Here is a 23,835-nt window from a genome sequence, read left to right on the forward strand (position 1 = left end):
CATTTTTCCTCGGGGTGGCATGGATTGTTGCGCCATTTTTGAGCTCTTGGTGCTCCATAGGATGCTCAACCTGCATCTGCTTTTTAGCTTCAATCTCCGCCGGGAATGATCGAATCAGGATTGATGTCAATATAGGTGGTTCGCTTCTGACTGTTCTGTGTTGACTCTGTAAGAGTGCGAGGCCTGCCTGCACTGGATTTCTCTGGCATTCGACTCATCGCCACCACTCGGGCCTTCGCGCAGCTTTTCTGCTTCAGATACTGGCTCGATTTCATCAGGTATGCGAGGTTCTTTCTCAAGGCTTCGCGCTTTTCAGTGTCGTGGTGGTTGATTTGACCGACGCCACTTCCATATCCCAGCAGTTCCTGTTTGATCTTTGACCTGTTGCTGTTCCAGTATTGACCCATTCCGTCGGTGATCACGGCTTCCCAATATTCCCCGATCTTGTCTGCGATGGGAATGTCGTGACTCGTGATCGTGCTGTAAGCGATCAGAATATGAACGTGTAGACCCGTATTTTCACCTTCCTCGATCTTCCACACATATCCTTTGATTCCGTTCAAAAGGGTGTTGTTCTTCCTGTTGTTCAGCAATCGTTTGATGTGGTGTTGAACGTCTTCGAGCGTGATCTTTGATCTGAATGTCTCTTTGTAGCTGAGTGTCAAAGACAGAATCAGGTGCCTTGATTTCCAGTCAAAGAGCATTTTTTCCCAAGCCATCGCCTTTGCTTTTCTTCTCAGAACGTTGCGCTCGTGTCGTTGTAGTTTTTTTCTGAAGCTTCCTGTTCTACACAGATGACGGATCATCTTGATGAAATTGTTGAAGAGCTGGGCATACGTTGTCTTTCCATCTGCTAGGCATATATCCAACGGTCTGTCAAAGCTCATCCATTCAGGATCGAGATTGAGCATCTTGCATGCCTCATAGAACACAGAAACCTTTGGGCTGTAGACGTATTTCTTCGAATATGCGTGAAAGCATCGATTGATGACGTGGTAGTGGTTTTCCAGTTTCTTGTTCTCGATCTTCAGTTGATTGTTTATGAGTTGTTCTTCATCAAATGCCAGATCGCTTGATGAGTTGATGTCGTCTACTAGAGTTTCTGCATTGGATAGTGCTGATGCTGGAAGATCGCAGTCATGAATCGTGATGCTGTTCCTGTGATTTTTTGTGGAAAGCTCGATGTGATGATCTTCTTCTAGGTTGGAGTAAATTTGTATGTAATCTTTTTTGTTTGACATGAATGTCCTCTGGGTTGTTGTTTTGATGTGAGGTGTGATTGATACCATGGCATTCATGAATGGAATATTATTTTCCGAAGTCATGGGGTGTGCTGTCTCTGTGTAATTTATTTATTTATTATTGCCTATTTCATACAATGCAATATTCAGAGGAAATAAGTTTTCTTGCTTTCAAAGGATGTTTTGTTTAATTGATGCCTGATTCTTTCGTATTTCTTGTGTTCGGGCATGTGTAGACTTGTGACGCATACTATGTGTGATAAGAAGTGATTTTTTACTGCAAGTGAGCAGTGATTTTTCATTTTCTCCGAAGATGCTTTGGTGGGTTATGGCGAACCCCTGCAGGCTATGCATGGGAGGATTGAAATTACTTTTGGATAGCTCATTCCACTGTGCGGACTGTTTGCTGGCTTGCATTTGTCCTGTTTTTTTGCTCTGGCTGGACTGCTTGAGGGTATTTCTCTCAATGTTCTATGAGCGGCTCGTAGCGGGTTGCTTTCATTTCAGTTGCTGCGTGTCATGGCGAAAAAAAGAAGCCACCCATTTCCCCTGGTGCCGCTGTGTGCAGCTCCAGGGGAGGGTGGCTAAGCAGGTCCAGCGTCTGATCGTTAAGACGTCTTCCGCCGAAGTTTTGAGGCCAGTGATTCCTGGTTGGAATCCATGATGAGGTGATCCTTCCTATTCCGTTGGGGATCTGCTTGTTCATCAGGGTCAGAGAAAAACTCCTCTACCACGCCAACGGCTTCTTCTTCCGACTCTTCGAATTCGCCTTGTGCATAGCCGCTGCGAGCTGCCTCATCAAGCAATCCTTGATTGATCCCAGCCTGAGTCTGCTGCTCCCTCCGCTGCCGGGCTTCGTTCACAGCAGCTTCCAGGCAGCAGCCTGCTGGCGTGGTGATGTCAACGTAGTAGATCGGCGTGCGGTGTGACTGCGTCGTGCTCTTGCCTCGCAGCCTCAGCTCCAGATCCATGCAGGCCAGGCGATCACCCGACACCGCTTGAAAGTACCGAAGCCGCGTTGCCAGCGTGCGGATGCTGTTGAACCCCGTGGTCCGGAAGATGAAGCTGCCCAGTTCGTCCTCGGGGTGGCGTTCCTTCTCTCCATCATTCGCGCTCTCTTGCCGAATGCGCACATGCAGCCGTCCATAGGGCTTGCAGTTGCCGGCAGCCCCAATGGAGCACGCCATCGGCGAAGGGCAGGGCAGAGCCTGCATCCCCGCAGATGTGACTCGCCTGCAGCTTTCGCCATCGCCCACACAGATGGGCCTTCCCGACTGTCGGTCGAACAGGGAGTAGTTGGCCCGGAAGTTCAGGTCCGGATCGTCAAAGAGCAACCGGACGGGAATGCTGCGCAGCTTCTGGCCTTCCTTGCGCAGGGCGTCGTTCAGGGGATGGGCAATCCAGCCCTCCTTGTTCTGGATCTGGCTGGTGATGGTGAACTCGTCGTCTTTCTCGGGCAGACGCTTGCCGTGGCGTTCAACCACTTTGCCGATGGCGATGCGTCCGATGACCGGGGGCGTGAGGGCAAGACCCTTGAGCATGAAAAATCTCCTTGTACAAAAAAGAACCCCCGGCCTTCTCGCAAAGGACCGGGGGAGCATGGGGTGTGGGTGTGGGTGTAGGTTGTGAGGTGGGAAGGTGGACTGTCGTGATGAATGAGGTTTTGATCCCCAATGGTGTGGAGCGTCGGTGATCCGGGCACCAGCAGCTTCTTCTGATCCTTGTCACGAGGTCACTGGGCCGGTGGCATCGGTCCGTCGGAGTCCGTCCTGGGCGTCTGCACCAGAAACCGCCGTCCTCCAGCCTTGACTTTCTGATACTGCCGGGCGATCTCCGGATGGTCCCGGGTCAGCGCTTCGGCATTCAAGATGCTGGCGTCCTTGGCCTGCTTCCAGCTCACCGAGCCTTGCTCGAACTGCATGCGGGTGTGATCCCCCATGCGCTGCTGCAGGCTCTGCTTGAGTTGACTCTCCAGCGCTTCGAACTTCTCCAGCTGAGACCGGGTGTCCAGGTAGTCGGAGAACAAGGCGTTCATGACCAGGTCGTCCCGCAGATCCAGGGTCAGTCCACTGTCTCGCGGAAACATGGAGAGCAGTGCCCTGGCCGAAGAGTCCGAGCCGTCCGCCGGTGGTGGCCGGTCCTCCTGCACATGACGCCAGAACACCGCTTCCAGTGCCATCAAGTGATCGATCATGGCCGCATCCCGACGGATGCGGTGCACCTCAAAGCTCTGACCACCGAGCAACACCGCAACATCGGCCGCCTCCTTGCCGGTGACCGCCAGTTGGTGCAGCACCTGCAGCTGGACGTACTCCGGCACCCCGTCCTGCCACAGGCGCGAACCCTGAATCCCGGCGGTCTTGCATTCGAGGATCTGCACGTCCGGTGCTCCGATCACTTCCCGGTCGATGTTGGCCAGCATCCAGGGACAGTCTGGATGCTGAAGGACCGCGTTGACCCGGCGTACCCGGTGACCGGTGCGCTTGGTGTAGTGGGCAGCCACGATGGGTTCGAGCAGGGTGCCCCAGTACAGCGGACTGCTGTCGTCCAAGGCGGTCGCGTCAGGATTCACAGAGATCTTTGCAACACGCCCGGTCTTCTCCAGCCACAGGGCCAGGGGAGACTTGTAGGGATGAAGGCCTACGGCTGCGGCGGCATCGGAACTGCCAATGCCTTGCTGGCGCACCTGCAGCCATTCTTCGCGGGGCATCTCGTGGGTCTTGACCAGGCGCAGGGCGGGTTTTGAACGAGGAGGAGGGGATGAGGATGTGGGCTTGGTCACGGACATGGGGAAGCTCCATAGGGATGAAGATGTGAAACAAGGAAGATCGAAAAAAGGAAGAGCGCAAGAAGAAAGCCCCATCCGACCGGAATCGGATGGGGCCTATGACGCCCAGGTGGGATGCGTTTGAGGTGTGAACTTGCTCAGCTGACCAGTTGCAGCGCCTGATCCAGCGCCCGTTGCTTGATGACCGCGCCCTGACCGAACCAGGCACTGTCCAGCCTGTACTCGGCATTGCGAGCCCGGCGTTCGTGGTCCACGTACTCCGTGACCGCACACAAGAGACCCCAGGCCGTTCCTTGGGCTGCTGCGAGTTCCGCACCACGACCGTGGCCGTCGTACAGTGCCTGCACCTTCTTGAGTGCCCTCTCATTGATCAGGCGAGCGTTCGGGCCGGCTTGCAGCTCGGGCTGGCACAGCAATTTGAGGAAGAAGTTCATCGACTCGTGCGTCTTGACCTTGCGCTCCGAGAGCGTCTTCATGCGGTACATGAAGCTGTCCCATTGCGTCACGGCCACGCCCAACTGGCGCTTGACCGCCTGCGGGTCAAAGCTAGTGCTGTGAGGCACCTTGATCGCCTGGGCTGCGCCGTTGAGCGCCACCGACAAGGTGTTGTGGCACACCACGCGCACGGTGGTGGGGGTGGCGGTGGTCGCCAGCGTGCCGTCGCACGAAGTGGCCAGCAGCAGATAGCCTTTGACCAGGTCGTTGCCTTTGAGAGCGGTTTCTTTGCCCGTGCGAGCCAGTGCCCAGAACTTGCGTCCGCCCTTGAGAACGCCGGCCGTCTCCAGTTCGAAGCCGGAGACTTCCGTGAGATCGCGGTAGAACTCAAGCACTTCTTTGGGCTGGACCACTTGATACCGGTCGCTGACCACGGACAGGGCCGTCTTGGTATCGCTGCGGTAGAGCACCTTCTGCTCGTCGAAAGACATGATTGAGCCCAGTGTGCCGGCCTCTTGCGCCATGTAGCGCACGGGGGTCTGGCAGATGGACCAGTTCATGCCGGCTTTCTCCGTCCAGACGTCGATGGACTGCTTGGGTGGCAACTGGTTGCCCAGTTCGTGCCAGGGTGCCTCGCCGGTGTAGGCCATGGAGTGAATTTGGTGAGCCATGAGGAAGATTCCTTTCTGAAGGGCAGGGGGTAAAGAGAAAGCAGGGCAGCTATGGCCCAGAAACGAAAAAGACCTCCGAAGAGGCCTGTGGTGGGTTGAGAGTGGTGTCGAGAACGGATCGCAATGATCAGGGTGGTGAAGTGCCTACATGTCGGCAGAAACCGAGGGTTCATCGTCCATGCCCGGCCACCTGCCATATTGAGGATCAGGATGGCCTTGGCGCGAGCGGCTGCCGCCGTGAATACCGAAGCTGAAACCGCAGGCATGGCAGGACCAGCGATGCAACACGGTGTCATCCAATGCCTGACCCAGTAATGCACCGATGTGGCAGCCAGAGGTACCGCTGACCAGGGCGCCAATCAGCGCGCCTGCCACGGTTTGCACCACCTGCCAGCCATTGCTGTTGTCAGCCTCCGAAGCGAACGCGCCGCCAAGGCCGCCTGAGATCGCTCCTGATGCTGCGCCGGCCATCGCCCCCAGTGCACCGCCGACGCGTCGGGCGATGTACCGGGGGGCTGTGTCAGACGAGTGGCATACAGGGCAAGAAGTGTCCGGGAGCATGGACGGTTGTACAAACGTGCGCATAGGTGATGGGCGGGTTACGTGTCCTGATGCTCATCTGCGCTTGCTGCACGTGGTTCAGGTGGTGTGCTGGGGTGACCTGGTGCGGAAGTATCGGGTGCCGCCTTCAGCATACAAAGGCTGGCATTCCACAAGCAGGCTGAGAGCGCACCCAGACCAAAGACCAAAACAAAAGCCGCGAGGTGATCCAGTGGGGAAGGGATGTCGTGCATGGTGATGAACTCCTTTTGGAGGGGGTGGTCGGGAAAATGGGATGCAGAAAAAGAAAAGGCCCCTTGCGGGGCCTTGGTGGCAGTTTTAAGGTTGCTGCTTTATGTACTCTTGAAGACGATTTCTGTAAATTTGTGGCCAATTCATCATTGTGGCCCACTCAAGAGCGGAGTTCGCCTTGTCAGAATCTTCAATGGCAGTCTTGTAAGCAACTTTGGGGTCATATGAAAGGCTATATTCTCCCTCGTCTTTTATTTTGAAAGTCAAAAATGACCCTTGAAATGATGGGTTTTTATTTCTTATGACCCATTGATGGGATTCGAAAACTCCTTCAAATCTATCGGCTGTGAGGTCGGAGAAGGCTTGCTCTAGTTTATGTTTTCGAACTAATGTTTCGTAATCTTCGTTGAGTCTTTTTAAGCTATCTTCCAATTCTGTTTGAATTCTTTGAATGAATTGAAGGCCTTTTTCTGTATCTTCGGGGTAATTTTGTATACGCTCTTTTGTTCTTGCAATGGTTCTGTTTGCCGTTTCTAGTAAATCATTTTCTGAAAAATTTTTCTTTTGAAGTAGTTCTTCTGCGTTCTCGTCGTTTGGTCTGGATTTGGTGATGTGATTCTTCACAAGATCTGTTGCGGGATTGAGTTTGCAGTTGTATTCAACGAGATCCCGTTCATTTTTGTCGCTGAAAGACTTCCATTCTATTTTTTCACACTGCTCTCTGTTGTCCAGTAGTTGGGAGACGGTGTAGTCCTCCCAATAGGGATTGGTGGATTTTTTGACCAGATCAATGTTGCTGTCGGAGCAGCCGGAAATTATTGCGAGAAATGCAAGCGGAAGAATTTTTTTCATAGTTCTGTTTTGAATTTTCTGTTGACTTCTAAGTCATGGAAGGTATGAGTTCGGCAGATGCATAAGATGGCTCCCCTGTGGTCCCTGCTTCACGAGCCATGAGGCCGGCGCTGACTGGCCGTGGTCATATGGCTTGTCGTTCACGGACAAAATGAAGGGTTAGTGTCTGTTTGTTTGACTGTTTCGATAAAGCTCCCCCCCCTTTTGATAGTGTGATGTGTTTTCAGATAGAGATATTTAAATTGGTATATGTACAGCTTTTAGCATAGCAGAGAAGTCACGAGCGTGAGTGTCTCCACTGGTTAATCCCCGTGTATCACCCGAGAGAGTGGGATTGCTGGAGGGGCTGTGTAGGGACTGAGGACGGCAGATGACCTCTGACTCATTAAGGTGATATGTGGCTGAGAATTATTTGAATCAAACAGTGGGATCTTGAAGGCTCGTACAGGGGATGTGTTGGAAGTGGGCCGATGGCTAGGATTTCACATTGCGCGATGATTGACCAAGGCGGATATCAATACTCTGGTCGGTGGACTGCTGAGTGGTGGTATGTGCGCATTGCTTCAGTGAGTGCATGATGGAAACGCTGTGCGGTAATTTGTCTTTCCCAATGCTCGCAAAGCAAGTTCTCCCATATCGACTTTTGACGACGCAGATGATTGGTGCAGTTGTTGGCGGGTATGGGAAAGAACTTTCCATCATGAGATTCACGACTTGTTCTCTGTCATCTTCATTGACCTGCTGCCCTGGTTGGTACCTATGCAAGATGTCGCGGTAGTGGATGCGAGCTTGGTTGATGCTCGGGAAATAGTGATGTTCGATTTGGACGGGGATACGGGTTGGCATGATTGGCTCCAATGCTGGTATGGATAATTTTTGAGGGTTCACAGATATATGTGAATCACTCATAGCATTGGGCCTGCTCAGCTACCCTGGAAGGAAATAGGATCTTCGGTGGTTACTCAATGTCCGACAGATGACTACAGCAAACTCCGGGACTAGAGTTGACCCACTTTCGTGGACGGGTGCCGGTTTGATTATCAAGCTGATCTAGATTGACTCCAAGATCTTAAGAAGTTTCATACGAATCTCATCCTTTTTCGAGCTATGGTGCGCCTTGCGATGGTCATTCGGACAAAGAGCAATGACATTTGTTGGTCTGTCAGACCCGCCTTCAGATAGCGGCACGACATGGTGCGTCTCAAGGTAAATTTGACCACCGGATGTCCTGAAGCCGGGAGCCTTGCAATATTCGCAGAGCCCCAATGAGCGATCAAGCACGGCCCTGCGCACGGCTCCGTCGCGGGCGATGACTGAACCTGACACCGCTCGTCGATTGGGCTCGTCGCTCCCAAGCTCGCTGATGGAGAACTGATCGACGGACGGCGCTGCCGCCATACCACGGCGCAACAGAATCTCACCGTCTCCCCGAATATGAACCACGGCCCATGGCGCTGGATCTAGAAGGCGAGCCTTCACCTTGGCGGTGTCCTTGCCTAGCGCACCGCGCGTTCCATCTACGACGATAACTCTGACGGGCAGCTTAGCGTTAAGTGCGTGAGTCAGAGCTGCTCGTAGTCGTGTCCGCCGCGCTTTTCGGTTTCCGTTCTGCTCGGTTTTCACGTGCGCGTTTAGATTGAATCGCCGTTCGATGGCGCCATTTTCACGAATGAGCTCATCGTGCCATAGTGTGATCACAATTTTCTCCCCGTCGTCGAAGGCCCACTCGTAGCAATACTTCGGATTCACGCGTGCCTTAGATGGACCTCCCCTGAAATTGGACCAGTCTGATACGTCAATGCCTGCTTCGGCAACGAGATCCATGATGAAGTGGAGCTTGGTTGGTCTAAGTTCTGCAAGTGTTGTCAAAAGAGATCCTTTGGAAGGCCGTTGAAAAAAAGCCGAATAATGAAACACTGCCAAAGCCCGAGCTTCCGGAGCGGCTTACCAGCGATCTTTCATGAGTGGGCGGGGAGACCGCTGGGTGCACATATGACAGTAGTGTGGCCCAGAGCGTAAGAACGCGAATGAACATGTAGAACCGCAACTGCTGCACTCCCGTCCTGGTTGGAGCAGATCATCGGCTTCCTCAAGCAGGCCGAGGCCGGCATGCCGATCATGGAGCTGTGTCGCAACGGCGGCTTCAGTGACGCCCTTTTCCAAGTGGTGCGCCAAGTTCGGCGGCCTGTAGGTCTCTGAAGCCCAGCGCCTCCGTCAGCCCGAATCCGAGAACGCCCAGCTCATTTGAACCACTGGTCGTTGTCTCACGTAAGGCCCAAGACTCTGTGGTTTTGGACGTCTTGAAGAGTGCCTGTTGTTGTGATGGTGCAACGAATTGTAAAAAATTTCAGAATGATTTTGAGCGTTAAAGTTCTTCGGTGGACATCGATGGACTTCTTTGGATGATTCGTGATGATTTGAGTTTGAGCTCGTGATTTGCAGGTGTGCTTAAGATGTGGTTTTATGTCGTCTTGCTGTAGGAGTAATGCATGAATCATCGGGTCGAGTGTTTCAAAGATAATTGCCGTGTTTGTCAAGATTTATTGATGGAAGCTGAAGATGAAAAAATCTACTGTGATCTGGTGGATTTTATTAATCGATTGGAGGATGAGGCGCTAAGGCGTGTAATGGATGGTGATGATCGCGAGTAAATTGAAGAGTTTCAGTTGGGTTGATGGAACCGCCCCGGGTTTGAGGAGGCTCTTTTCCCCTGAGAGGATAGAGCCATGAGCAAGAAGTCGAACCGGTTTAAACCCGAAGTGCGCGAACGAGCTGTTCGCATGGTCCTTGAGCACCGGGGCGGGTACCCCTCGTTGTGGGCAGCCATTGATTCAATCGCGCCTAAGATCGGTTGCGTGCCGCAAACCCTGCGCACCTGGGTCAAACGCCATGATGTCGATAGTGGCGAGCGCGAGGGCGTCACCACTTCCGAGCTGCAGCGTCCGAAGGAACTCGAACGAGAGAACAAGGAGCTACGCAAGGCCAACGAGATCCTAAAGCTGGCCTGGGTTTTTTTGATGTAACTGCGCGTTCGCTTGCTTTTGCCCAGGCGGAGCTCGACCGCCGTCTGAAGTCATAAAGGGCTTCATCTACCAGCATCGTCAAGCCTACGTGGTCGAGTCGATCTGCAAGGTGTTGCAGGTCGCCCCGTCAGGCTATTGGCGCCACGCCTGCGAACAGCGCAACCCCGAGCGACGCTGCGCCAGAGCACAACGTGACGATGCCCTGATGCCGCACATCCAGCGCGTGTGGCACGCCAACATGCAGGTCTATGGCGCCGACAAGGTCTGGAAACAGCTCAACCGCGAAGGCATAGCCATTGCACGCTGCACGGTCAGCGACGCTCGTGCGCCATGCCCGTTGGACCAGGTCAACCGTGTGTTCAGAGCAGACCATCCTAACCAGCTGTGGGTCTCTTGTTTCAACCACCACCGGCTGCTCGAACCTATCGGCTACATCCCGCCCGCCGAGGCTGAGGCAAACTACTACCGGCAACTCGCCAATCAGGCCGCAACACCGGCCTGACTTAAACCAACCAGCCCCCATTCCCCGGGGCGGTTCACATACGCTTTCATAAACCTCGCCATTATTTGCCACTAGGCATTGACCCATCGTGAACAAACAGCAGCTCGCCGCAAAGATTTGGGAATCCGCCAACCAGATGCGCTCGAAGATCGAGGCCAACGAATACAAGGACTACATCCTTGGCTTCATCTTCTACAAGTACCTCTCCGACAAGCTGGTTGCCTTCGCTGCCGCCGAGGGCTTTACGGACGACGACTTCAGTGCAGTGACTGAGGAAGACGCAGAAACGGTCGACCACTTCAAGTCAAACCTTGGCTACTTCATCTCCCACAAGTACCTGTTCTCGACTTGGCTGGACCAAACCAGTGACTTCGACGTTGCCGATGTGCGCGAAGCCCTGTCGGCCTTCAGCCGCCTGATCCACCCGAACCACAAGCGGCTGTTCGAGGGCATCTTCAAGACGCTGGAAACCGGCCTGAGCAAGCTCGGCGACACCGCAGCAAAACAGACCAAGGCCATCAGCGAGCTTCTCCAGCTGATCAAAGACATCCCCATGGATGGCAAGCAGGGCTACGACGTGCTCGGCTTCATCTACGAGTATCTGATTGGCATGTTTGCCGCCAATGCGGGCAAAAAGGCGGGCGAGTTCTACACCCCGCACGAGGTGTCCGTGCTGATGTCTGAAGTCATCGCGCACCATCTGAAGGACCGCGAGACTATCCAGATCTACGACTCCACCAGCGGCTCGGGCTCACTGCTGCTCAACATCGGCCAGGCCATCGCCAAGCAGATGGGCGACAAAGACAGCATCAAGTACTACGCCCAAGAACTGAAGGAAAACACCTACAACCTCACGCGCATGAACCTGGTCATGCGCGGCATCCTCCCGGGCAACATCGTCACGCGCAACGCCGACACGCTGGAAGACGACTGGCCGTACTTCGACGAGCAAGACCCGGTCAATAGCTACAACCCGCTGTACCTGGACGCGGTGGTGTCCAACCCGCCCTACTCACAGAAGTGGGACCCGCAGCACAAAGAGGCTGACCCGCGCTACGCCCGCTTCGGCGTGGCCCCCAAGTCCAAGGCCGACTACGCCTTCTTGCTGCACGACCTGTACCACTTGAAGCCGGGCGGCATCATGGCCATCGTGTTGCCGCACGGCGTTCTGTTCCGGGGTGGTGAAGAAGGCGTCATCCGCAAGCAGCTGATCGAGAACGACCACCTCGAAACCATCATTGGCTTGCCGTCCAACATCTTCTTCGGCACCGGCATCCCAACCGTCATCCTCGTGCTCAGGCAAAAGCGCGAGCACAGCGATGTGCTGTTCGTGGACGCCTCGAAGGGCTTCGCCAAAGATGGCAAGAACAACAAGCTACGCGCTTGTGACATCAAGAAGATCACCGATGTGGTGATCGCCCGCGCCACCGTGCCCCGCTTCAGCCGATTGGTGCCCAAGACCGAGCTGCAAGGCGAGACCAACGACTACAACCTCAACATTCCACGATACGTGGACTCGTCCGAGCCACCCGAGAGCTGGGATCTGTACGCCTCCATGTTCGGCGGCATTCCGCTGAGCGAACTGGATGCGCTGGCCGATTTCTGGAGGGCCTTCCCCAACCTGCGCGCAGCCCTGTTCACCTTGGATGGCACCCCGTACGCCCAGCCGAAGGTGGATGACTTGGCTGAGGCCCTGCGCCAGCACCCTGAGGTGACGAAGTTCAACGAGGCCTTCACCCGTGCGTTCGACGGCTTCAAGCCCTGGCTGCACAGCGAGCTGATCGGCAAGATGCTCTCGCTGCAGGTCCCTCGCCAGGAAGCGCTGATCTGCGACGAACTGTTCGCCCGCTTAGCCAAGGTCGGCACAGTGCCGCTCATCGACAAGTACCAGGCCTATCAAATCCTCGATGACCACTGGCAGCCCATCGCGGTGGATCTGGAAATACTTCAGACCGAGGGCTTTGGCGCCACGCGCGTGGTTGACCCGAACTTCGTCGTCAAGAAGAAGGACGGCAAGGACGTGGAAGTGCAGGAGGGCTGGAAGGGCCGAATCTTGCCCTTTGACCTGGTGCAGTTGGCACACCACAAGAAGGAGCTGGATGCACTTCGCAAGAAGGAGTCTGAACTGGCCGAAGTTGTCGCTCAGCTGGTCGAACTGCTCGATAGCTTCAATGAAGAAGACAAATCTAAAGACACGTTCAACGAAGCCGGCGACAAGTTCGTAGCAGCGGCCGTGGCCAAGGAAGCCAAAGAGTTGGCGGCCGAGGCCCAAGCACCAGGCACCTTCGACGCGGAGTCCTATGAAGCCAAGATCATCCAGGCAGCCAAAGCGCTGGCCAAAGAGAAGTCACTGAAAGCGGCCATCAAGAAGGACGCCGCAGCGCTGCACCTGAAGACCAAGGCCACCATTGAGGCACTGAGCGACGCACAGGTCTACCCCTTGCTAGAAAGCAAGTGGCTCACACCACTGGTGGACGACCTACATCGCCTTCCTGGCCTGGTGACATCCAACCTCATCGCCAAGCTGCAAGCTTTGGTTGAGAAGTACCGGATCACCTATGCCGACAACGCCCGGGACATCCAGCAAGCCGAGAAAGCTCTGGTGAGCATGCTGGGAGAACTGGATGGCGGCGAATTCGACCTCAAAGGCATTGAGGAACTGAAGACTTTGCTGGTAGGGGGCTGAGATGACCGATCAGACAGAAGGCAGCGTACCGAGGATTCGTTTCAAGGGGTTTGATGCGCCGTGGGAGCCGAAGAAGCTGGGGCAGATGTACAAGGAACGAAACGAACGCGGCAATGACTCTCTGCCGATCTTGTCAGTCTCCATTCATAGCGGGATCTCGAATGGAGAACTGAGCACCGAGACCCTCGGGAAGAAGGTGCGCCGAAGCGAAGACAAGTCGCTGTACAAGCATGTTCAATCGGGGGATCTCGTATTGAACATGATGCGTGCGTGGCAGGGCGCCCTTGGCGTGGCAAAGACTGAGGGAATGGTCAGCCCAGCCTATCTCACAGCAACCCCGGACGACACCGTCTATCCGTTATTCATGGACTGCGGCTTGAGGCGCCCTCAAATTGTGGCCCAAATGAACAAGTTGTCTTATGGGGTCACCGACTTCAGAAAGCGCTTGTATTGGGATTCATTCATTCGCGTCGGCGTCGATATGCCCACCGTTCCTGAACAGGAAAAAATCGCCGCCTATTTCTCTCATCTTGATTCCTCGATTTCCCTACATCAGCTCAAGCATGACAAATTGCTGGCACTAAAGAAATCGATGCGTCAAAGGATGTTTCCTTATCCGAACAAGAGTGCCCCTGACTTGAGGTTCGAAGGCTTCTCCGGAGGCTGGGAGGAAGTCTGTATCGAGGATGCGATGCAAAACGTTGCAAATAACAGCCTGTCTAGAGCCGACCTAACCTACAACTCGGGCGCCGCGAAAAACATTCACTATGGCGACATTCTCGTCAAATTCGGTGAAGTCTTGGATGCGCAGAGCGACGGCATCCCGCTGATCGCCAGTAACGCCATTGTAGAAAAGCTCGCTTCATCAAGGCTCAAGGATGGAGACATTATTATGGCCGATGCTGCCGAAGACGAGGCAGTGGGCAAGTCCACGGAGATCAGCAATATAGGCAGTCAAGTCGTCGTTGCGGGCCTCCATACGATTGCGCTTCGACCAAAAATGCCGTTCGCCCCCTATTTTCTTGGGTACTACATGAACTCGGAGGCATTTCATACGCAGTTACTCCCCATCATGCAGGGCACAAAGGTTCTCTCAATATCAAAAACAGCAATCGGTCGGCTAGTCATTCGGTTCCCAACCGACGAAGCCGAACAAACAAAAGTCGGTGCGTACTTCCATCACCTTGATAGGCTGATCAATGGACACGCCACCCAAATGCAAAAGCTAAATCAAATAAAAGCTGCCTGCCTAGAAGAAATGTTCGTTTGAGAGTTGTGCCATTCACTCATGACCAACTTCGCCAAAGAATCCGAATTCGAAGCCGCTGTCATCCACGAGCTGCGCCAGCGCGGGTGGGGTGAGCTGGATGTTATCAAGTGCCCCAGCGAGGCAGACCTGCTCGCGAACTGGAAACAGATCCTCTTCGAGAACAACCGAAGCAAGGACCGGTTGAACGAGGTGCCGCTGACTGACAGCGAGATGCAGCAGGTGATGGAGCAGATCGTCGCCCTGCGCACGCCGCTGAAGCTGAATGGCTTCATCAACGGCAAGACGGTGGCCATCACACGGGACAACCCGGCCGACACGCTCCACTTTGGCAAAGAGGTGAGCCTGAAGGTCTACGACCGGCACGAGATTGCCGCCGGGCAAAGCCGCTATCAGATTGCGCAGCAGCCACGCTACGCCCGAGCCTCTGAGCTGCAGCATGACCGGCGGGGTGACCTGCTGCTGCTGATCAACGGCATGCCAGTGATCCACATCGAGCTGAAGAAGAGCGGTGTGCCGGTCAGTCAGGCCTACAACCAGATTCAGAAGTACGCGCGGGAGGGCGTGTTCAGCGGGTTGTGCTCGCTGGTTCAGATCTTTGTGGCCATGGAGCCAGGAGAGGCGCTGTACTTCGCCAATCCTGGGCCGGACGGCAAGTTCAACAAGGACTACGCCTTCCACTGGGCGGACTTCAACAATGAGCCCATCAATGACTGGAAAAGCTTCACCTCCAGCCTGTTGTCCATCCCGATGGCACACCAGCTGATCGGCTTCTACACCGTGGCCGACGAGGCCGACGGTGTGCTGAAGGTGATGCGCAGCTACCAGTACTACGCCGCGCATGCCATTTCCGACAAGGTAGCCAAGACCGACTGGAAGAACCCGAACCGCCTGGGTGGCTATATCTGGCACACCACAGGCTCGGGCAAGACCATGACGAGCTTCAAGTCGGCCCAGCTCATTGCCAACTCCAAAGACGCCGACAAGGTGGTGTTCTTGCTGGATCGGGTGGAGTTGGGCACGCAGACGCTGAAGGCGTACCGGGACTTCGCCGGTGACAGCAACGAGGTGCAGGCCACCGAGAACACCGGCGTGCTGGTTAAAACGCTGAAGAGCACTGCGCCCGCCGATACCCTGATCGTCACGTCCATCCAGAAGATGAGCCGGATCACGGACGATGCCGATGGCTTGAAAGCACATGACCTGGAGGCTATGCGCGGTAAGCGCATCGTGTTCATCGTGGACGAGTGCCACCGCTCCACCTTCGGCGACATGCTGACTGCGATCAAGGCTAGTTTTTCAGGCGCGGTGCTCTTCGGCTTCAGCGGCACACCCATCCACAAAGAGAATGTTCGCAAGGACAACACCACGACGGATGTCTTTGGCGACGAACTGCACCGCTACAGCATCGCCGACGGTATCCGCGACAAAAACGTGCTGGGCTTCGACCCCTACCAGGTTCTGACCTACCGCGACAGCGACTTGCGGAAAGCGGTGGCGCTGGAAAGAGCCAAGACGGCGACCGTGGCAGAGGCGCTGGCGGACGAAGCGAAGAAGAAGGTCTTCAACCGGTACATGAAAGAAGTGCCGATGGCGGGCCACCGCGATGCGGCTGGCGAGTACCAGCGCGGCATTGAGGACTACTTGCCGAACGCCCAGTACGAGCGCGACGAGCACCGCCACGCCGTGCTGAAGGACATTGCCGACAACTGGGAGGTGCTGAGCCAGGCCGGGAAGTTCCACGCCATCTTTGCCACCAGCAGCATCACCGAGGCAATCGTTTACTACCGCCTCATGAAGGCGCAGTGCCCCACGCTGAAGATCACCGCGCTGTTCGATCCGCACATTAGCGATGACGACACCAGCAGCACTGATCCAGCCTTCAAGGCAGAAGGGCTGGAAGAGATCATCAAGGACTACAACGCCACCTTTGGGCAGAAGTTCGACATGGGCACCCACGCGAACTTCAAGAAGGACCTGGCTGCTCGCCTGGCCCACAAGGCGCCCTACCTCAGGGTTGAAGCCGAACCCGAGAAGCGGCTGGATCTGCTGATCGTCGTGAACCAGATGCTGACCGGCTTCGACTCGAAATGGGTCAACACGCTGTACTGCGACAAGCTGCTGGATTACGAGAACATCATCCAGGCGTTCTCACGCACCAACCGGCTGTTCGGGCCAGACAAGCCGTTTGGCACCATCCGCTACTACCGCAAGTCGCACACGATGAAGCGCAACGTGGACGCGGCAGTGAAGCTGTACTCCGGTGACAAGCCAATTGGCTTGTTTGCCGACCAGTTACCTAGGAACCTGGAGCGCTTGAACGACTGCTTCACCGAGATCAGCGCTATCTTCAGCGCGGCGGGCATCGCTGACTTTGCCAAACTGCCTGACGACTTGGCGTCGCGTGCGGCCTTTGCCAAACAGTTCAACCGGTTCAGCGCTATCTTGGAGGCCGCGAAGATCCAGGGCTTCACTTGGGACAAGTCGGTCTACGAGTTCGATACCGAGCCCAAGCAGTCGATTGCAGTTGCCATCACGGAGCTGCAGTACCTGACCCTGCTGCAGCGCTACAAGGAACTGGGGGCAGGCGGTGGCGGTGCTGGCGAGAGCGTCCCGTTTGACATCGATAGCCACATCACCGAGATCGACACCGGCAAGATCGACGCGGATTACATGAACTCGCGGTTTGCCAAGTACCTCAAGGAGTTGGAAAGTGGCGACGGGGCTTCCAGGGAAGCGACCCTGGCCGAACTGCATCGGTCATTCACGTCGCTTTCGCAAGAGGATCAGAGGTTCGCCGAGATCTTCTTGCATGACATCCAGCGTGGCGATGTGCAGATCGATCCTGATCGAACGTTTCGTGACTACCTGGTTGACTACAAGGCCCGAGCGAAGAGCAAGGACTTCGCTGCCATCGTGGCAACGCTGGGCATAGATCCCACGAAGCTTGCTGCACTGATGGAATCACATGTCACCGAGGTCAACCTCAACGAGTACGGTCGATTTGACGATCTGAGGGAAACGATTGACGTACAGCTGGCGAAGGAATATTTCGAACGCGTCGAGAACAGGCCCCTGCCCATGTTCAAAATAAAAATTAAGGCTGCAAATCTGCTCAGGGGTTTTCTGATTCGAGGTGTTCTGCCATTGTCCAGCGCAGATTCGGATATATCGAGCTCTGAGAATTCTGATCAAGTCTGAAGGCTGCCTTCCATTGTTTATGGAAGTCGTCCTGATATGCTTCATTCCAGTTCGGAACAGTGCTTTTTGGATTGACCTTTGTGAAGTGCATTGGCGATAGGTGCAGGCGCAGCCGGGAAAGTTAAAAGTCTGAAATTAGGGATAAGGGCGAAACAAGAATGGATCAGCAAGTCAACCCCCGCAGAAGCGGCTCGTACACCGCGAACCTGCTTGGAAACATCCGAAGTCATCTGGCTGGCCTCCAGGGGTATGACGTCATGGCTCTGGAGCTCATCCAGAACGCCGACGATGCAAAAGCAGATGCCATAGTCTTTGATGTCACCGACGAAGGTCTGCTCGTCTACAACAGTGGCAAGTTCACCTACTGCGGTGATCTAGAAGGTCCATGTGGATTCGCTGTCAGTAGCAACTACAGCTGCGATTTCCATCGAATCGCTGATGTAGGCAGCGGAGGCAAGCTGTCCCGTGGCGAAAACATTGGACGCTTTGGCATTGGCTTCGTTTCGACCTATCAGGTCACGGATCACCCTGAGGTACGGTCCTCTGGAATCAAACTCACACTGCTTCCGGAACTTGGCAAGTGGTACATCGACGCCTTCGAGCAATCAGAGGGCACCACGTTTTTTCTGCCATGGGCGAGCGACCCCAACACTCGTGCCCGACTTGCGCTTGGCGTGTCGCACGTCAGCGCTGCTCACATCGACCAGCTCGCCGAGGATTTTCAGAAGGTCCTTCGCAAAAGCTTGTTGTTCCTCCGGCATGTCCGGACGGCAGAAGTTCGGAGAAACGGCGAACTGCTGTTGGCCTGTGACCTGGATCGTGGTGATGGGTCTGACCTGATTGTCAGTTTCCGGCCGAGTGGCGAGGTCGAGCAATGGCACATCTTGCGGGCTGATGTTGCGGAGGCTGCTGCGCGGCTGTATGCCTCACATCCCCGCCTTGAGTTGCTCGGTCGCGGCACCAAGATCAGCATCGGGTTGCGGATCGATCCGGAGCCCTTGGCCGAGGGAGTACTTTACGCGTTCTTGCCCACCGAGCAGTCGACCGGACTGCCGATGCACATCAATGCGGACTTCTTTCCAGAGTCCGATCGTAAGGCAGTCATTTTTGCTGGGCACCAACATGAGCAGGCTTGGAACGAGATGCTCATCGATGCCGCTGCTGCCGAACTCGCCAGAGACCCCGAGGGCCTGCGGACGATGCTCGGAGACGTCCAACTCTGGCAGATCCTGGCGCGGGCGTTTGAACTGTCGAAGCCATCGAACCACCCGACTTGCTTCAAGCGCTTTTGGGAACGATTGAAGGTCACGGGAGCCCAGGCAAAAATTGCCCTGGCCCAGGACGGTAGCGTTCAGCGTCCCAATGGAGTCTTCTTGCCGCGAGGCCCGCTGACAAGCCATCAGGCAAAGACGTTGCTGGAGATCGGCGGAAGGTTGGTCGCAGAAGATCTGCGGCCATTCCAGACTGCGATAAACCAGCTCGGCGCGCCAATCCTCACGTTCGACCGTTTGGTGACCCTGCTTGAGCAAGCGATGGCGCAGCAGGTCCCCGGCGAGGTACAAGTCGAAGCGGACAGATTGGAGAGCTTCTACCGCCCACTGTGGAGCATGGTCAACGATCTGCTGCCGGATGCCGCGAACCAGACGGCGGCCACGAATCCAGGCATTCAGAAGTTGCTGGCCATCCCATTCGTCGTCACGGAAGATCTGTACGCGGTCACGATCAGCCAGTCATTTGTGGCGCCTGCAGCGCTGGAGGCTGGACGCGTCGCTTCGCTGCTGCCAAGGCTGGCGATTGGCGTTCAGACGCAGACGATCGAGGCATTCGTACAAAACGTCCTGCCGAGGTTCTTCAACGATGACGGACCCCTGGACGCGCAGAAGTACACCCGCCTCATCACTGAACTCGCCAGCCACCCGGCGCTCGTGAACGACGAGAACATCCGCCGGCTGTTGGGTGCACTGCCGATTGTGCCTACGCAGGACGGACGCTGGTCGCGCCCCACCAACGCCTACAGGCGTACCGATGACTTGGTGAAGGTGCTTGGCGATGCGACACACCTTTGGCTCGATGCCAGTCGGGTGCCCAACGCCCGGTCGGTCCACACCTTCATCGACAGCCTCGGAATACGCCGGTCACCACTTGCGCCGCACCTGATGGAGCGGATCCTCTTCATCGCAGAGAAGTACCTGCCGACGGAAGATGCAAAGCGCGCCAGCGGTGAGGCCTTCTATGTCCTGTGTGATCACTATGAGGAGTGGAAGGACAAGCCGTCTTTCCGCGATGCGATCCGCGGTCTCCGTGAAGCCGCGTGCTTCCCAGCTGAAGACGATGCCGAGGGTTGGTACTCGGCGAGTGCGCTGTATGCGCCATACCGTGCGGCGGCGTTTCGATCGCAGGCGCGCATCCTAGATTTTCCTGGGCGGCAGGATCGCCTCAGGCGAGAGTTGCTTGAGGAACTGGGCATCACCATCAACCCGGAAACAAGGTTGGTAGTGAACCACCTGAGACACTTCATCGAAAGGGGTGTCCAACCGACCGATTTGACGTACTTGGTGCTCAATGAGAGGGCACAAGATGGAGATTCGATAATCCCCTCGCTCGCAGGGGAGCGGTGCATTTACGTTCCGAGCCAGAAGAACTTCGTCCGCCCGAATCAGCTTTACTGGTCGCCCCAACAGCTCGGGCGCTACGCCTTCACCATTCCAGGCAATCTTGAGGCGTTCAAGCCGCTGTTCACCGCAATCGGAGTGAAGAACGCGCCCGAGGGCCGAGACTACGTCGACATCTTGCTGGACATCGTCGGCGAGTACTTCGAGCAGTCGAAGCCCGTCGCAGGGGCAGATCGATCGGTGTACGACGCCTGCTTGATGGGCGTGTCGGCAGCAGACGAGCGTGAGGAGATTGGCGCCCCGGACATTCGAAGGTTGCAAGAGGCACCAACGATATTGAACCTCATGGGACAGCCCACTCATCCTGACGAGGTGCTTCTTCAGGACAGCGAGTGGCACGCAGGTTTCTTTAATGGGGAGCTTGACCGGGCGCTGTGCAAACCTGCCCCCGAGCTGTGGCCGTTCATTGAGAAGGTCGGGGTCAGGCGGCTCAGTGAGAGCGCTGAGGTCGCGCTTGAGTTCGTTGATGGACAGAAGATCGAGGAACCGCAGCTTGCCGACAAGCTGATGGAGCGGATCGATGTCCTTGCGCGATTGCTCCACGACAAACCGACGCCAGTCAAACAAAAGGTGCGGAAGGCGCTTTCAGAGCTGACCGCCATCAGCTACGAGCTCGTGCGCATCCAAGCGTCCGTGCACGTTGGCGGGGATTGGGCTTCGGCTCCACCCTCGGCAGCGCATGCGTTCTATGACATCGACAAACGCCAGCTGATCTTGGCGCGACCGGTAGGGGATCGCAGCTGGCCCCACGTCCTGAATGCCATCTTCCACCAGTTGATGCCGGAAGAGTCTGGAAGCGAGATCTCGAAATTGACCCTCAGCGTTCGACCGCTGATGAGCATGCCTGTTGATGAGGCTCATCGAGAACTGACCGATGCAGGTATCCCGTACCTGGATGCCGAAAGCGCAAGCGGACAGCCAGATGACTTGACCTCGTCGAGCTTGGACGACATGGGGAGCACGACCGACCCCGGCTATCAGCCAGAGAGCAAGCCGGATACCGTGCCGACCGATGCGCCCAAAGGTGGAGAACGCACGCCGGATCGGCCTGGTGCGGGCCGGCCTTCAGGCGAGCCGAAAGCTCCGCCCAAGGATGTGCCGCCGCCCGATCAAGCGCAACCTGGATCTGCGTCTAAGGGCGCACAAGAAAAGGATGCGCCAGATGGTGACCGGGCTACTGGGCATGGCCACAGCACAGGTTCGTCGACTGGCGACAAGCGGGCCAAGAAGTCACGTCCAAAGCACAAGGAGCAGTGGGATCGACGACTTCTCTCCTATGTTCGGAAGAAGCAAGAGGAATCGGCCGATGCCGATGAGCAGGAAGGCCCATCCGAGCACAACCTGGCTGTTGAGGTGGTGGCCCGCGCCGCCGCCTGCGCCTATGAAAAGGCTCGGGGGCGAGTCGCGGAACAGATGGCCCAAACCCACCCTGGGTACGACATCATCAGCCGTAACCCGCTGACAGGCGAAGACCGGTTCATCGAGGTGAAGGGTGTCAACGGCGAGTGGAACCAGACGGGCGTGGGTTTGTCCAGGCTGCAGTTCAGCAACGCCCAAGACTACGGCGATCGCTACTGGCTGTACGTGGTTGAGTTTGTTTCCGATCCTGAGCACATACGCGTCCATCCGATTCGCAGCCCCGCCACGCAGGTGACGTCGTTTATGTTCGATGGCAACTGGCGCGATGCTGTCGCCGATGAGCGTGCTGACCCCGCGCTCGCATTCATCGCCGGCGCCAGAGTCAAGCACCAGCACTTCGGTTTCGGTCGGATCGAGTCGATGGAGCTGCGAGGCTCGACGCGCGTCATGTCCATCGAGTTTGTGACCAGCGGACGACGCACGGTCACGTTGAATCTGCAGACGATGACAGTGGTTGAGGAAGACGATGACTACAGTCATTCCTGAACTGACGGAGGCTCAGCTGGCGGACTTGCCATCCCAGGCGGAGGCAAAGGTCTACAGGGCGTTGAGGGACGGTCTTCCCCGCGACTTTGTCGTCTTCTTCCAGGTCGGTTGGATCTTGCGCCGCGAGGAAGAGCAGGCCAAGGATGGCGAAACCGACTTCGTCGTTTGTCACCCGGATCTCGGGTACGTGTGTATCGAAGTCAAGGGTGGGGGCGTCGGGTTCGACGCCAGCAGCGGGGACTGGTTTTCCGTCGATCGCCATCATCAGAAGCACGCGATCAACAACCCCGTCAACCAGGCTCTGAAGGCCAAGTATTCGATTCGATCCAAGCTGAACGAGCACCAGCGTTGGCGGGATCTCTCGCTCGCCAACGTCCTCAGAGGTCACGCGGTGTTCTTCCCTGATGTGGGGGATGCGAATGCCCTGAGCCGGCCCGATATGCCGTCAGCCCTGGTCGGCTGTGCGAAGGATCTCCAAGATCCGAAGGCGTGGATCGATTCGGTCTTTGCCTATTGGGGGAACGATGCATCTGGATTCACTCCCATGGGCAGACGCGGCGTCGATGTACTTCGCGAGGTGTTTGCGCGATCTTTCGTGGTCGCGCCGCTGATCTCGTCGCAGTTGGCCGACCAGGAGGCGCGTCGGCTGGTTCTCACCAAGGACCAGATTCGCGTGCTCGATTTCTTGCGCTCTCACCGCAGAGTCGCCGTGAGCGGTGGCGCAGGCACAGGCAAGACGGTCTTGGCGCTTGAAAAGGCACGTCGCCTTGCATCCGAGGGGTTCCGAACGCTGCTGACTTGCTACAACCGGCAGCTCGCGGACCACCTCTCAAGTCTTTGCGCGGGCACCCCGAATCTTGATGTGATGAGCTTCCATCAACTGTGCCACCGGCAGGTTGAGAGAGCCAATCGTGCATCTGGGCGGGACCTGGTTTCCGAAGCCAAGGTCACCTATCCGGGCAAGGATCTCTACGAGGTGCAACTACCCAACGCGCTCGGATACTCCCTCGAAATTCTCCCGGATCGGTACGACGCCATCGTCTGTGACGAGGGCCAGGACTTCCGCGAGGAGTTCTGGGTTCCGCTGGAGTTGCTATTGACAGACTATGACAGCAGCCCGCTGTACGTGTTCTACGATGACAACCAGAACCTGTATGCCCGCGCAGGGACTTTCCCTATCCGCGACGAGCCGTTCTCGTTGACCACGAATTGCCGCAACACCGCTCCGATTCACGAAGCCGCCTACAAGCACTACAAGGGCGTTCCAGTGAGTCCGCCTGACATCCAGGGTGATGACGTTCAGTTTGACGAGTCGCCAAGTCGAGACCCACAGGCGGCCAAGATCAATGCCCGCATCGTCGACCTTGTTGCGAGGGAGGGTGTCGCGCCCGGTGACATCACGGTACTCGTGGCCGATGCCTTGCACAAGGCCGAGTACTACGCTGCCCTGAGAAGGCTTCCGTTGCCGAAGCCGGCAACTTGGCTTGAGGAGGGGGTTCGAGGCAAGTCCACGGTTCTGATCGACACAATCCAACGGTTCAAGGGTCTCGAATCGCCGATCGTGATCTTGTGGGGGCTCGACACCATCGACATGTCACAGCGACAAGAGCTGCTTTACGTAGGCATGAGTCGCGCGAAGTCGCTGCTGGTTATCGTAGGGCGGTCGGCAACGTGCGCTGCGTTCAGAGAGTGGGCGAAACAATGAATTCTCGTTTTCCCAACAGATTTACATCGTTGCTGTGTGGTTTTCATGTGCTCGATGCGCGAGCGAAAGAAATCGTCGGTGGCGGGGCAGGCAAA

At 56.3% G+C, this 23,835-nt stretch carries 15 protein-coding genes, 1 pseudogene and 1 other annotated feature; of the genes and pseudogenes, 8 read left to right on the top strand and 8 right to left on the bottom strand.

All coding sequences use genetic code 11. From position 1 onward, the window contains the following. Positions 1–89 precede the first annotated feature (89 nt). From DD542_RS03810 to DD542_RS03845, 8 genes are all read right to left on the bottom strand, one after another. Positions 90–1,298, bottom strand: a complete 1,209-nt coding sequence (locus DD542_RS03810) for an inovirus-type Gp2 protein (protein ID WP_164868328.1) — start codon at positions 1,296–1,298, stop codon at positions 90–92. A 551-nt stretch (positions 1,299–1,849) separates the two neighbouring features. Continuing rightward, positions 1,850–2,782, bottom strand: coding sequence for a hydrolase or metal-binding protein (locus DD542_RS03815; RefSeq protein ID WP_127803900.1), 933 nt, complete (start codon positions 2,780–2,782; stop codon positions 1,850–1,852). 191 nt (positions 2,783–2,973) lie between these two features. Continuing rightward, a complete protein-coding gene (locus DD542_RS03820) occupies positions 2,974–4,029 on the bottom strand; it encodes a lambda-exonuclease family protein (RefSeq protein ID WP_127803902.1) in 1,056 nt (351 codons plus the stop codon). Positions 4,030–4,166: 137 nt separating this feature from the next. Continuing rightward, positions 4,167–5,135 (bottom strand): DUF932 domain-containing protein, encoded by a 969-nt coding sequence (locus DD542_RS03825; protein WP_127803904.1) that lies wholly within the window; start codon positions 5,133–5,135, stop codon positions 4,167–4,169. Between the two features lie 144 nt (positions 5,136–5,279). Continuing rightward, complete coding sequence (locus DD542_RS03830; RefSeq protein WP_127803906.1) at positions 5,280–5,606, bottom strand: hypothetical protein; 327 nt, start codon at positions 5,604–5,606, stop codon at positions 5,280–5,282. 408 nt (positions 5,607–6,014) lie between these two features. After that, complete coding sequence (locus DD542_RS03835) at positions 6,015–6,779, bottom strand: hypothetical protein (RefSeq protein ID WP_127803908.1); 765 nt, start codon at positions 6,777–6,779, stop codon at positions 6,015–6,017. A 474-nt stretch (positions 6,780–7,253) separates the two neighbouring features. After that, positions 7,254–7,625 (bottom strand): hypothetical protein, encoded by a 372-nt coding sequence (locus DD542_RS03840; RefSeq protein ID WP_127803910.1) that lies wholly within the window; start codon positions 7,623–7,625, stop codon positions 7,254–7,256. A gap of 204 nt (positions 7,626–7,829) precedes the next feature. Next, positions 7,830–8,603: an HNH endonuclease signature motif containing protein gene (locus DD542_RS03845; protein ID WP_127803912.1), complete on the bottom strand. Its 774-nt coding sequence runs from the start codon at positions 8,601–8,603 to the stop codon at positions 7,830–7,832. 243 nt (positions 8,604–8,846) lie between these two features. On the opposite strand from DD542_RS03845, the gene DD542_RS03850 reads away from it, so the two are divergent. From DD542_RS03850 to DD542_RS03880, 8 genes and pseudogenes are all read left to right on the top strand, one after another. Next, entirely contained in the window at positions 8,847–8,978 is a 132-nt protein-coding gene (locus DD542_RS03850; protein WP_241559842.1) for a transposase, read from the top strand. A gap of 290 nt (positions 8,979–9,268) precedes the next feature. Continuing rightward, positions 9,269–9,430, top strand: coding sequence for a hypothetical protein (locus DD542_RS23520; RefSeq protein ID WP_164868329.1), 162 nt, complete (start codon positions 9,269–9,271; stop codon positions 9,428–9,430). A 75-nt stretch (positions 9,431–9,505) separates the two neighbouring features. Continuing rightward, a pseudogene (locus DD542_RS03855) lies at positions 9,506–10,304 on the top strand (IS3 family transposase). Continuing rightward, positions 9,812–9,929 (top strand) — a sequence feature (AL1L pseudoknot). (Overlaps the previous pseudogene by 118 nt.) Before the next feature lie 88 nt (positions 10,305–10,392). After that, the gene (locus DD542_RS03860; RefSeq protein ID WP_127803914.1) at positions 10,393–12,990 is read left to right on the top strand and encodes a type I restriction-modification system subunit M; all 2,598 of its coding nucleotides are present in this window, start codon (positions 10,393–10,395) and stop codon (positions 12,988–12,990) included. A 1-nt stretch (position 12,991) separates the two neighbouring features. Beyond that, positions 12,992–14,260 (top strand): restriction endonuclease subunit S, encoded by a 1,269-nt coding sequence (locus DD542_RS03865; RefSeq protein WP_127803916.1) that lies wholly within the window; start codon positions 12,992–12,994, stop codon positions 14,258–14,260. Positions 14,261–14,278: 18 nt separating this feature from the next. Further along, entirely contained in the window at positions 14,279–17,458 is a 3,180-nt protein-coding gene (locus DD542_RS03870) for an HsdR family type I site-specific deoxyribonuclease (protein WP_127803918.1), read from the top strand. 257 nt (positions 17,459–17,715) lie between these two features. After that, positions 17,716–22,035, top strand: coding sequence for a DUF3883 domain-containing protein (locus DD542_RS03875; protein WP_241559676.1), 4,320 nt, complete (start codon positions 17,716–17,718; stop codon positions 22,033–22,035). Further along, positions 22,016–23,740: an ATP-binding domain-containing protein gene (locus DD542_RS03880; RefSeq protein ID WP_127803922.1), complete on the top strand. Its 1,725-nt coding sequence runs from the start codon at positions 22,016–22,018 to the stop codon at positions 23,738–23,740. The genes DD542_RS03875 and DD542_RS03880 overlap by 20 nt, the downstream gene beginning before the upstream one ends. Positions 23,741–23,835: the final 95 nt, after the last annotated feature.

It is taken from the genome of Hydrogenophaga sp. NH-16 (assembly GCF_004006415.1).
Taxonomy (GTDB): Bacteria; Pseudomonadota; Gammaproteobacteria; order Burkholderiales; family Burkholderiaceae_C; genus Hydrogenophaga; species Hydrogenophaga pseudoflava.